General features: G+C 58.4%; 11 protein-coding genes. 3 read left to right on the plus strand and 8 right to left on the minus strand.

Annotation, left to right across the window (positions count from 1 at the left end):
• Positions 1-435 carry a hypothetical protein gene (locus ABJD00_RS08100; RefSeq protein WP_413829518.1) on the minus strand — a complete coding sequence of 145 codons (435 nt, stop codon included), beginning with the start codon at positions 433-435 and terminating at the stop codon, positions 1-3.
• Between the two features lie 76 nt (positions 436-511).
• Here ABJD00_RS08100 and moaA point away from each other — a divergent pair, with 76 nt between their 5' ends.
• A complete protein-coding gene (moaA, locus tag ABJD00_RS08105) occupies positions 512-1,519 on the plus strand; it encodes a GTP 3',8-cyclase MoaA (protein ID WP_413829520.1) in 1,008 nt (335 codons plus the stop codon).
• 5 nt (positions 1,520-1,524) lie between these two features.
• Positions 1,525-2,256, plus strand: coding sequence for a 3-deoxy-D-manno-octulosonic acid transferase (locus tag ABJD00_RS08110; protein WP_413829522.1), 732 nt, complete (start codon positions 1,525-1,527; stop codon positions 2,254-2,256).
• A gap of 84 nt (positions 2,257-2,340) precedes the next feature.
• Here the strand turns inward: ABJD00_RS08110 and ABJD00_RS08115 are convergent, their stop codons facing one another.
• The 7 genes from ABJD00_RS08115 to ABJD00_RS08145 all read right to left on the minus strand — a co-directional run bounded on the left by ABJD00_RS08115 (position 2,341) and on the right by ABJD00_RS08145 (position 10,264).
• Positions 2,341-3,507, minus strand: a complete 1,167-nt coding sequence (locus ABJD00_RS08115; RefSeq protein ID WP_413829524.1) for a M20 aminoacylase family protein — start codon at positions 3,505-3,507, stop codon at positions 2,341-2,343.
• 97 nt (positions 3,508-3,604) lie between these two features.
• Positions 3,605-4,771: a M20 aminoacylase family protein gene (locus tag ABJD00_RS08120; protein WP_413829526.1), complete on the minus strand. Its 1,167-nt coding sequence runs from the start codon at positions 4,769-4,771 to the stop codon at positions 3,605-3,607.
• A gap of 19 nt (positions 4,772-4,790) precedes the next feature.
• Positions 4,791-6,134, minus strand: a complete 1,344-nt coding sequence (locus tag ABJD00_RS08125; protein WP_413829528.1) for an NAD(P)/FAD-dependent oxidoreductase — start codon at positions 6,132-6,134, stop codon at positions 4,791-4,793.
• Positions 6,135-6,207: 73 nt separating this feature from the next.
• The gene (gene argE, locus ABJD00_RS08130) at positions 6,208-7,359 is read right to left on the minus strand and encodes an acetylornithine deacetylase (protein WP_413829530.1); all 1,152 of its coding nucleotides are present in this window, start codon (positions 7,357-7,359) and stop codon (positions 6,208-6,210) included.
• Positions 7,356-7,730 (minus strand): VOC family protein, encoded by a 375-nt coding sequence (locus tag ABJD00_RS08135; protein WP_413829532.1) that lies wholly within the window; start codon positions 7,728-7,730, stop codon positions 7,356-7,358. The genes argE and ABJD00_RS08135 overlap by 4 nt, the downstream gene beginning before the upstream one ends.
• Entirely contained in the window at positions 7,727-8,425 is a 699-nt protein-coding gene (locus ABJD00_RS08140; protein ID WP_413829534.1) for an SDR family NAD(P)-dependent oxidoreductase, read from the minus strand. Before ABJD00_RS08140 ends, ABJD00_RS08135 begins: the two co-directional genes overlap by 4 nt.
• A gap of 6 nt (positions 8,426-8,431) precedes the next feature.
• Positions 8,432-10,264, minus strand: a complete 1,833-nt coding sequence (locus ABJD00_RS08145; protein WP_413829536.1) for a dipeptide ABC transporter ATP-binding protein — start codon at positions 10,262-10,264, stop codon at positions 8,432-8,434.
• A 305-nt stretch (positions 10,265-10,569) separates the two neighbouring features.
• Between ABJD00_RS08145 and ABJD00_RS08150 the strand changes: the two genes are divergently transcribed.
• Positions 10,570-12,273, plus strand: coding sequence for a peptide ABC transporter substrate-binding protein (locus ABJD00_RS08150; RefSeq protein ID WP_413829538.1), 1,704 nt, complete (start codon positions 10,570-10,572; stop codon positions 12,271-12,273).
• The last annotated feature ends 90 nt before the right edge of the window (positions 12,274-12,363 follow it).

The raw sequence follows: 12,363 nt of genomic DNA on the forward strand, positions 1-12,363 counted from the left end.
CTAAAGCCCGAACACGTCAACTTCGACCAGGTCACCCAGCGGTGCGCCAAGCGCCTGCATGGCGGCCAATGACATTCGGCTGCCTGCTGTCCGTGGCCCCTCAATTGGAATGAGGGTCACCTCAACGGACTGACCAGTCGCAGGGTTGGAAACACGAGCGCTCCGTTCGGCGCTTACCAACGGGGTTTTCAACCACATCCCCGGCTCGCCCGGGTTACCAAGAGAGGCAATCGTACGACCCAGAGTGCCAACCGAGACTTCGGGCGTGCCGCTGACAGATGCTTCGGTCGCAACGACGCCGTCGAAACGAGCGACGGGACGCTGCAGTTCACCGGATGCCGAGGATACACTCGCGGTACCGGATGCAGTTTCGATCGGCCCGGGCAAGACTCCACATCCCGAAACACACAGCGCAATCATGATCATTTGTCGCATGACCCAACCATAGTGCACGCAATTGTTGGCGCAATGCCCCTTGCAGACACTCTTGTGCACACCTACCAATATTCACATGAAAGCTCCATTGATTGATCCCTTTGCTCGCGCCATCACATACCTGCGCGTTTCAGTAACCGACCGATGCGATTTCCGCTGTGTGTACTGCATGTCGGAAAACATGACCTTTCTGCCAAAGAAAGAACTTCTGACCCTCGAAGAGCTGGACCGCATGTGCACGACCTTTATCGGTCTGGGCGTGGAAAAGTTGCGTATCACGGGCGGTGAGCCGCTGGTGCGTCGCGATATAATGACGTTTTTCAACGCGATGGGCCGTCATCTTGAAGCGGGTACACTCAAAGAACTGACGCTGACCACCAATGGCAGCCAGCTTGAGCGCTTTGCCGATCAACTTTATGCCGCAGGCGTGCGTCGCGTGAACATCTCGCTTGATACGCTGGACGAGCAGAAATTCGCGGATATCACCCGTTGGGGCCGCCTGCCCCAAGTGCTGCGTGGCGTAGATGCCGCGCTGGCCGCTGGTCTGAAAGTTAAAATCAACGCCGTTGCCCTCAAAGACTTCAACGAAGACGAATTGGAGACGATGACGCGTTGGTGTGCTGAGCGATCCATGGACCTCACCTGGATTGAAGTCATGCCGATGGGCGATCTTGGAAACGAGGACCGTCTGAGCCAGTACTGGTCGCTCAAAGATGTACGCGCGCGCTATGCAGATCACTATACCGTCACCGATCTGGCCGAACGCACCGGCGGCCCCGCCCGCTATGTCCGTTTAGAAGAGACGGACCAAAAGATTGGGTTCATCACCCCACTCAGCCACAATTTCTGTGAAAGCTGCAACCGTGTGCGTCTGACCTGCACGGGTGAGATTTACATGTGCCTCGGCCAAGAGGACATGGCCGACCTGCGTGCACCATTGCGTGCACATCCCGATGACAATGTGCCGCTGGAAAACGCCATCCGCGCCGCCATCGGGGCCAAGCCCAAAGGGCATGACTTTGACTATTCGCGCCAGCGCCTTGATGGCCAGATGCCCCGACATATGAGTCATACGGGCGGATAGCCAGTATGCGGCGGCCCACGGCCCTGTTTTACCTATACAGAGCTGCCACCTCCCTTGCCCTGCCCTTCATTGCACGTGCATCCGTCAACAGGCTGCGCCGGGCGGGCGTATCGGTGGATAGCGCCCATGAACGCCTTGGCCACGCCACCGCGGACCGGCGCGCCGGACCACTGATCTGGGTTCAGGCAGCGGACGTGGATCAGATGAATTCCGTTCTGCCCCTGATCAATGATATCGCTCGCGCCCATCCCGAAGCCGCCTTGCTGCTGACAACAAACACTGCCGCCGCAGCCCAAGCGCTGGCCGACCGCTTGCCCGCACGCACACACCATCAGTTCAGCCCGCTAGAGGGATTCGGGCCCCTGCGCCGCTTCCTGCATCACTGGCGGCCCGATCTTTGTGTGCTTGTGAACTCGGACCTGTGGCCGGTCTTGTTGGATGGCTGCGCGGACGCGGGCATTCCGGTTGCGCTGCTGGATACTCACCTGCCGGACGCGAGCGCGCAAGGTTGGAAACGCTTTCCTGCCACTGCGGGTTATGTGGTGCGCGGCATCCGGATGGCCCTGTGCCGGGACGTAGCCAGCCGCAATCACTTACGCGACTTGGGGTTGGAGATGGCGCAGATGAGCGCCCAGAAAGACCTTTCCGACCAGCCAACACAGGAAATGGCCAGACGCGGGCTCGCCGCCCGCCTTTTTGATTTGGCGAGCGACCGCGCTGCAGATGCGATGCGTTGAACTGCACGCGCCAGACCAATGCCTACTTCGGCTTAAGGGACGGCGGGTGCGGCAATCTGCCAAAGGCCGGAGCGTCAGACGACGTCACCCCGCCATCGGCATCCTTTGCTCGACAATCTCGGCCCACCACGAACAGCCCGCCGGGATCGCCTCGTCGTTAAAGTTGTATTCTGGGTGATGCACCATGGCCGTGTCGCCATTGCCAACCAAAATATAGGCCCCGGGGCGCTCTTCGAGCATAAAGGCAAAGTCCTCGCCTCCCATCACAAGTGGCGCCTCTTCACACTGCCCCGACACGGAGCGAGCGACCTCGGCCGCAAACTCGGTCTGTTCGTCGTGGTTCACCATCACCGGATAGTTGCGCTGGTATTCAACCCGCGCGACACCGCCAAAAGTGGTCGCAACTCCGTTGCAAATCTCGATGACCCGCTTTTCCGCCAGATCGCGCATTTCTGCGGACATCGTGCGCACGGTCCCGAAGATCTGAACCTTTTGCGGAATGACGTTAAAGGCTTTTGACGATGTCTCGAACGATGTGATCGATACCACGATGCGATCGATAGGATCTGCGTTCCGGCTGACGATGGATTGCAGCGCCGTGACGGCGTGAGACGCCATCAGAGTCGTGTCGATGGTTTCCTGCGGCTTAGCCGCGTGCCCACCCAAACCTTCGAATTCGATGTTGAGCAGGTCTGTGGCCGCAAAGAACGCACCCGACCGGATCGCAAACTCACCCACGGGTTTGCCGGGCCAGTTGTGCATGCCATAGACTTCGTCGATGCCCCAGCGCTCCATCATGCCATCGTTGCACATCTCGCGCCCGCCGCCGCCACCTTCTTCGGCCGGCTGAAAGATTACGACGACGGTGCCGTCAAAGTTACGTGTTTCCGCCAGATACTGCGCCGCACCAAGCAGCATCGCCGTATGCCCGTCATGCCCACAGGCGTGCATCGCATCCGGGGTCTTGGAGGCATAGTCGAGCCCCGTCTGTTCGTGGATCGGCAGCGCGTCCATATCCGCGCGCAGGCCGATGACTTTGCCAGATCCCGTGCCACGCCCTTGGATCACCCCCACGACGCCTGTGCGACCGATTCCGGTTACCACTTCGTCACAACCGAATGCCTGTAATTTGTCGGCCACCAACGCGCTTGTACGGTGCGTTTCGAACAGGATTTCCGGGTGTTCGTGGATGTCGCGGCGCCATGCTGTAATGTCGGCCTGCATTTCGGCAAAACGGTTTTTGATCGGCATCGTGGCCTCCTGTCAGGGTTTTGGAGTATTGAGATGAAACTGCGCCAATCGTCTGGAATGTTCCGACACAACCGGCAGACAGTTCTTTGTTTGATTGTTACTGAGCTGGCATGCGTTGTTCGACAAGTTCCACGAACCAACTGCACCCGGCTGGTATGGCATTATCGTCAAAGACATAAGCGGGATGATGCACCATGGGCCCGTCGCCGTTGCCCAAAAAGATGTACGCGCCGGGCCGTTCATTCAGCATGAAAGAGAAATCTTCGGCAGCCATGATGGGCGGCGTTTCCATGTCAACGCCCCCTGCAACGACACGGGCAGCGGCCGCAGCATATTCGGTATGAGTGGGGTCATTTACGGTCACCGGATACCCAATCCGGTAATCCACCTCAGCCACGCAATCATAGGCCTCCGCTATGGTTTTGGCGATGGACTTGACCCGCGCCTCGACCATATCGCGCACCTCAGAATTCAATGCACGCACGGTGCCAGTCATTCTGGTTTGCTGGGGGATGACGTTGTGCGTATCCACATCCGAATGCAGTGCGCAGACTGAAACAACAGTCGATTCGAGCGGGTCCACATTGCGGCTGGCGATGCTTTGCAGCCCCAGAATGATGTGAGCCGCCGTGACATTAGGATCAATGGATTGATGCGGCGCAGCGCCGTGCCCGCCTTTGCCAGTCACTGTTATGTAAAATTCATCCGCCGAGGCCATCAGCGCGCCGGGACGGATCGCAAACTGCCCGGTGGGAAAGCCCGGCATGTTGTGTAGCCCATAGACCTCTTGCACGCCGTAGCGGTCCAGCACACCTTCTTCGACCATGACGCGGCCACCCCCGCCGCCTTCTTCTGCAGGCTGGAACAGCAACACCACGGTTCCGTCAAAATTACGCGTTTCTACCAAGTACTGCGCGGCCCCCAAAAGGATGGAAGTATGCCCGTCATGGCCGCAGGCGTGCATAACTCCGGTATTTTGCGATGGGTAATCCACGCCGCTGGCCTCAAGAATGGGCAAGGCGTCCATGTCCGCGCGGAGGCCAATCACGCGGCCCTTGCTGTCCGTGCGCCCCTTGATCACCGCCACGACGCCGGTTTGGGCCACGCCTGTCTCGACCTTGTCTACACCGATCTCACCCAGCTTTTTTGCCACAAAGGCGGCTGTCTCATGTTCTTCGAACCCCAGTTCGGGATGGGCGTGCAGGTGATGACGCCAGCCGGTTATTTCAGCGTGGGTTTCAGCAAGACGATTCTTGATCGGCATCACATGTCCTTTCTGGATGTCACAGGGCCGGGCCGAGCCGCACAGGCGAGCCGTCCGAAAACCGAGCGAGGCGGAAGCGTGGCAGATCATGCCCCACCTCGGCCCCAGTGACCAGAGCAGCCAGCACCTTTCCGATGCCCGGACCTATGCCAAAGCCGTGACCGCTCATTCCTGTGCCGACAGTTAGCCCGGGCAAAGTCGCGACCCGATCCACCACAGGCACCACGTCTGGCATGGTGTCGATCATGCCCGCCCAAACAGTTTTGATGCGCACGGGACCGATATCAGGGAACAATGCAGCGAAATCGCGGGTAAGCGCTTTGACCTTTCCCTTGTTCGGTTTGGGGTTCAGCACACGCATTTTCTCGAATGGGCTGATCTCGTCTGCTGTCCAGCTGCGCGACGTGCCCCACGCATCGGGAAATCCACGCGGGGCACTCGGCAGGAAACGCGTCCCGAATGGGTCAGCTCGCAATTGGGTCAGAAACTTTGGCAACCTACGAAAGGCGTCCGGCCCCACAAACAGTTCATGAAATCCACCTGCCGCGAGTGAATATCCTCCATCTGCACGCGGGCGAAAAGCGATGTCGTCATCTGCGGCGCCGCCGGGATACACCATCGGTAAGGTTTCGGTTGCAGCGACTGTAGCACGCACCGACAACTGAGGCAGCGCCACGCCATGCCGCCGCAAAAACAAGCTGGACCATGCCCCCCCGGCGAGCACCACCTCCGGAGCCTTTATGCACCCTTGTTCACTGATCACACCGGCCACACGGCCAGCCGCAATATCCAACGCACGCACGGCGCAGTTCTCAACGATCGACACACCCGCTCGCGCAGCGATACCGGCCAGAGCAGGCACTGCCACCCATGGTTCGGCTCGCATGTCCGAGGCTGTATAAAGCGCACCAACATATTTGCGCGCCATTCCTGGGATCAACTCAGACAACTGCGCCTTGCTCAAAAGGCAACTGTCTACCCCATTGGCCTGCGCATGGGGCAGCCAATTGGCATAGCCCGCCATCGATTTTTCTGTTGCAGCCAGGTAGGTGACGCCCCCCGTCTTCAGCCCGATGTCCACATTCGTTTCACTGGCCAGATCGCGCCACAAACGTGCGGCCTCAACCATGATCGGCAATTCGTCCGGATCGCGGCCCTGCTGGCGAATCCAGCCCCAGTTACGTGATGACTGCTCGCCCGCAATCCGGCCCTTTTCCAACAGGACGACACGCTGACCAAGGCGGGCGAGATACAGTGCTGTACAAACCCCGATGACTCCGGCACCGATAACGACAACGTCTGCTTCGCTCGGGTGCGGACCGGGCCAAGTGATGGGCGTGCCCTCATGGATTGGAAACTGCATTGTCAGATACTTCGGCGGGTCGGCGGGCAGGCGCCTTTTGAGCCAAGCTCAAAACAGTCCCGACAGGTGACCCTCAAAGTCGCGCCACCAGATCGCGCATAAAGGCATGGCCCGCCTCAAATTGTGCAACGGTAATGAACTCATTCGGCTGGTGCGCCTGTGCTATATCGCCCGGACCACACACAACAGCAGAATAACCTGCGGCCTGAAACTGCCCGGCCTCTGTACCATAACTCACCACGTGGCCAGCATTGTCACCGGTGATTCCACGCACCAGCGCCTCGGCGACGCCGTCTGCTTCGGGTTTCAATGGTGGGACGTCAAAACGGGTCTCGATCTCGACGCGCGTGTCAGGATGCACCTTTTGCATCCCCGCCTCGACCTCTTCCACATGCGCAAGATACGCTTCTTTCAGCGCGACCACATCGTCGCCAGGTACCGCGCGGAAATCCATCGAGAACCGGCAATCCTTGGCTGTGATATTGTGCGCGGTGCCCCCCGACACTTGCCCGACATGCCAAGTGGTAAAGGGCGGATCGAACATCGCAGCCAGCGGCGAAGGTATTGCGGCCATATTCTCAGTGTTGCGGTGATTAGCAAAATCGATGATCTTGGCGCCTTCCAGAATGGCACTGACGCCGGTGGGAAGCAGCGAGGAATGCACCTCGAAGCCAACCACATGGGTGTCAAACCCCTGCCCGCCTTTGTGTCCTGTCACAGCCTTCATCATCGAGGGTTCGCCCACAATCACTGGCCCGCCCTTGGGCACCACCCCTTGCATGGCTTGAATCATTGGCGGGGCACCAAGACACCCAATCTCTTCATCAAAGCTGAGCGCGATCTGCATCGCCTTGCCCGCATAATGCGCCTCGACCAGCGCCCAGATGGCGAGCCCGTCAAAACCCTTCATGTCGCAGGTGCCACGCCCGAAATATTTGCCCCCAACTTCGGTGACGACAAACGGGTCCGTATCCCACGGCTGGCCATCAACAGGCACAACGTCCGTATGCCCAGACAGTACAACCGCACCCTCGACCTCAGGACCCACATGAGCAAAAAGCGCGGCCTTGGGCTGGTCAGGATGATAATAGCGGTGGCAGGTTATCCCGTGGCCGCTCAGGTACTCCTCGACCCAGTCCACCAACGGCAGATTTGAGTCACGGCTGACCGTCGGAAAGCTGATGAGCTTGGTCATCAACTGCAGTGGTGTAAGGCGGGTGGTCACAACGCTTCTCCAAAGAATATCAATGTGCAATCCTCATCTTTGACGTGAAACTCACGCTGGCCATAGTCTTGATCAAAAGGCGCTCGCACCCGGCCGTCGGCAAGCGTGTCGAGTTTTGGCTTCATCAAAGCAAAAAGATCATCAAGCCCCACCACATCCACATAAAACGAGCCCTCTCGTTCGGGGTGCGACAGATCCACCGTTTCCCAGACTTCGACAAGCCGCAAGGCCACATCGTCACGACGAACGAATGCGTAGTTCTCCGCCTGAAATCCCACCGAAAAACCCAGAATATCCCGATAAAACCCAATTTGCTGCTGAAGCGTTGTGCAGGGCACAAAAGGTGTGACTTGGGTTAAACGCGCACTCACAGCCTGTAACCTCCGGAAACAGTCAAAACTTCGCCAGTGATAAACGACGCCGCATCGCTTAGTAGAAAGGCCACAACACCAGCGATATCCGCAGGCGTGCCCATGCGCCCCAATGCGGTCATATCAACAAATGCTTGTTTCAGATCATCATCTCGCCCCGCATCAGGGACGTCAATTGCGCCGGGGGCTACCGCGTTGATCCGAATACCCTGAGGGCCCAGTTCTTTGGCCGCACCGCGCGTCCACAAATCAAGGGCCGCCTTGCTCGCGCCATACATTGCGGCCCCTTTTGGCGGCAAAACAGCATTCACAGACGAGATGTTCACCATGGCCGCACCGCGCGACAAATGGGGCATAGCGGCAGAAAGCAGACCCTGGGCAGAAAACAGGTTCACATCGAACATCTCGTGATAAGCCTTTGGCGTGAATGCAACCAGCGGAGACACTGAAATGTCGCCTGCATTGTGCACCACTCCGTCCAGTTGACCAAAGCTTTCCAAGGTCGCAGCGATCAAACGGGCGGGCGTTTCAGGATCGGTCAGATCTCCCTGCACCACCGCATCATGATTCGGTATCGTTGTGTTGTAGTGCACCATGACGTCATGGGTGCCGCGCAACGCCGCAACTATGCCCGCACCAATCCCACGCGCGCCTCCCGTGACCAAAACCGTTTTGCGCCGTTTCTTGTCAGTCACAACGGATCAATACCCGCTGTCTGTCGTCAGCACCAAATGTCCCGGCTCAACCTCGTTGTATGCGGAGGGTTCGGGCGAGTAGCTCACCGGATGAATCGGTGATGGGATGGGTTTGAAGTTTAGGTCTTTTTCGTCCTTGCGCTGACGCGGATCAGCAATCGGCACGGCCTTCATCAGAGCCTGCGTATAAGGGTGCTGTGGGTTTTCAAAAACGCGGGCACGTGGGCCCATTTCGACGATCCGTCCCAGATACATGACGCCCACATGGTGGCTGACGCGTTCGACCACGGCCATGTCGTGGCTGATAAACAGGAAGGACAGACCCAACTCGGCCTGCAACTCCATCATCAGATTCAGCACCTGCGCCTGCACTGATACGTCGAGTGCCGACACGGCTTCATCGGCGATGATGAGTTTGGGATTCAGCGCCAAAGCGCGCGCGATGGCGACCCGCTGGCGTTGTCCGCCGGACAGCTCGTGCGGAAAGCGGCGCATGAAACTGCGCGGCAGTTCGACCCGGTCAAACAGCATCTCGACGCGCTTGCGGCCCTCTTCGCCTTTGAACATGCCGAAGTTCTGCATCGGTTCAGCCACCTGATCGGCCAGCTGCATCTGTGGATTGAGCGACGCAAAAGGGTCCTGAAAGATCATCTGCATATCGAGCCGCGCCGTGCGCAAGTCCCGATCATTCAGCGCCATGATGTCCTTGCCATCCAGCACCACTTGGCCAGATTGCGGCTCAACAAGCCGCAGGATGGAACGACCAGCCGAGGATTTGCCGCACCCGCTCTCACCCACAAGGCTAAGCGTCTGGCCCTTGTTGATGGTGAACGACAGATCCTCCACGGCGTGAACGTTAGCCACCAACCGGCGAAAAAATCCGCCGCGCACCGGGAATCGGGTCGTCAGGTTCTGGACTTTGAGCAAGGGTTCGTCCGTGCCGGGGATCGGTTTGATCTCAGCCTGATCGCGCCCCATCAGCTTCATCGGCTCGGGCGCAGCCTTACCACGCATCTCGCCCAGTTTCGGGACAGCGGCCAATAGCGCTTTGGTGTATGGGTGCTGCGGATTTTCAAATATCTCTTCGACCGTCCCCTCTTCGACCTTGTTGCCGCGGAACATAACAACGACGCGGTCGGCCATTTGCGCCACCACAGCCATGTCATGGGTGATGAACATCACCGCCGTGCCCGTTTCGCGTTTGAGACGATCCATGAGGGCAAGAATTTCGGCCTGAATAGTCACGTCCAAAGCGGTTGTGGGTTCATCCGCGATCAACAGGCGTGGTTTGCACGCAAGCGCCATGGCGATGACAACACGTTGGCGCATCCCGCCGGACAGCTCATGCGGGTACTGTTTCAGGCGACGTTCCGGTTCTGGGATACGGACCTGATTCATCAACTCAAGCGCACGCGCTTCGGCCTCGCTCTTGCTCATTCCGCGATGCAAACGCAGCCCTTCAGTCAACTGACGTCCAACCGTAAACACCGGGTTCAGCGCCGTCATAGGCTCTTGAAAGATCATCCCGATCTCGTTGCCGCGGATTGTGCGCATCAACTCCTGCTCGGCGTCAGCAAGATCGATCGGATCTGCATCCTTGCGATTAAAAATGAGGCGCCCGCCAGCAATTTCTCCGCCTCCAAATTCGACCAAACGCATTAGGGAAAGCGAAGACACCGATTTGCCCGATCCGGATTCTCCGACCACGCACACAGTTTCACCTGAATTGATGGAGAAGGACACGTCCTCGACCCCAAGCACCGGACCGTCCTTTGTTTGAAAGGCCACGCGCAATTCCTGAATGTCGGCAATGGGCGTTTTTTCGGTGTGATCAAGCATATGCATCCCCGCAGCGCGCCGGTTTGACCGGCAGTTGAAAAAAGAGTGGTCGAACCTCAAGGCACTGTCAAACTTTAGATGCTCGAAATGCCATGTTGACCGAACGCAAGGCTTGCAATTTCCCCAAAGTCTGTTTCGATGTTCTCAGTGCGCTTGGGGTAAAAAGGCAAAAACGTCGACCAAACCGTAGGTTATGTCGTCAAATGTGCTTCGAACTCCCCACGCGTCGAAAAATGTGCGGCGGTCAACGCGGCATGCGATTGACGGTATTGGGTGCGCTCATGCCGTCCAACAAGGAGTAACATATGACCCTCAAATCCCTGCTTATGGGTGCTGTCGCAACAGCGGCGCTTGCGCCTGCAGCATTTGCTGAACGCGGATCAGATGGCGAAGTCAGCATCATCTACTGGCAAGCCCCCTCGATCCTGAACCCCTATCTGTCTGGCGGCACCAAGGACATCGAATCCTCCAGCCTCGTGATCGAACCGCTTGCGCGTTACAACGAAGTTGGCGAGTTGACCGCATGGCTGGCCGCGGAAATCCCGACCGTCGGCAATGGCGGCGTGAGCGAAGACCTCACAACCATCACATGGAAGCTGAAAGATGGCCTTGTCTGGTCTGATGGCTCGCCCGTGACGTCTGCTGATGTGAAATTCACGGCTGATTACTGCATGAACCCTGAAGGCGGATGTGCCCAGCTGGCTAAGTTCGACGGCGTCGAAAATGTTGAGACGCCAGATGCGCAAACCATCGTCGTCACCTTCAACCAGCCCAAGCCGAACCCCTATGGTCCCTTTGTCGGTGGTCAGTCCCCGATCATTCAGGCCGCGCAGTTTGCTGATTGCACAGGTGCCAAGGCGCCCGAGTGCACGGACGCGAACTTTGGTCCGATCGGCACCGGCCCATTTGTTGTGGACGAATTCCGCCCCAATGACGTGATCCAGATGTCGGCAAACCCGAACTACCGCGATCCGGCGAAACCCGCATTTGCGTCGCTGACGTTTAAAGGTGGCGGCGATGCCGCAGCGGCTGGCCGTTCTGTTCTGGAAACGGGCGAGTTTGACTACGCTTGGAACCTGCAGCTTGCACCCGACGTAATCGCGCGCATGGAAGCAGCCGGCAAAGGTGTCGCGATCGCAGGCTTTGGCCCACTGATCGAACGTCTGGAAATGAACATGACGAACCCGTCGCCAGACCTGCCGCCTGAAACACGCGCAACTGTGGCCGAGCCTCACCCGTTCCTGACAGATATCAACGTGCGCAAAGCACTGTCGCTGGCAATTGACCGCCCGCTGCTGGTTGAAGTCGGCTATGGTCAGGCTGGCAAAGTTTCCTGCGATCTGGTCCCTGCCCCTGCAATGTTCGCCTCCGGCGACATGCACTGCGCCACACAGGACATTGATGGCGCCAAGGCCCTGCTGGACGAAGCCGGCTGGACCGATAGCGATGGTGATGGTGTGCGTGACAAGGACGGCGTGAAACTGTCGATCCTGTATCAGACATCGACCAACGCTGTGCGTCAGGACTTCCAAGCCCTGATCAAACAGTGGTGGAGCGAGATCGGTGTTGAAACCGAACTGCGTAACCTTGATGCATCCGTGTTCTTTGGTGGTGACCCAGGTTCGCCTGACACGTTCCAGAAGTTCTATGCGGACGTAGAGATGTATGCCAACACCTTCGATGGAACAGACCCACAGGCGTACCTGTCGGCCTACCGTTGTGGCAACGAACCCAAGCCTTCCAGCCAGTGGCAGGGTGAGAACATCAACCGCTTCTGTGATCCGGAGTATGACGCTTTGATCGACGAACTGGGACGCACCGGTGAAATCGAGAAACGCGCAGAAATCGCGATCAAGATGAACAACATGCTGACCAAAGACACCTACACCATCGTGCCACTTGTGCACCGTGGTCGTGTATCGGCACACGCCAACTCGCTTGGCGGCGTAAAGTTGAACGTCTGGGACAGCGAACTGTGGAACGTGGCCGACTGGTACCGCGTTGACTAACCAAGGCGAGGCGGACGACACGTCCGTCTCACCCTCTCTTCTGGCAGGCTGACACTTAACGCCTGCCAGAAGGCACCCACCCCGAAAGGC

This window comes from Tateyamaria sp., from assembly GCF_039945315.1.
In the GTDB taxonomy this organism is placed as follows: Bacteria; Pseudomonadota; Alphaproteobacteria; order Rhodobacterales; family Rhodobacteraceae; genus Tateyamaria.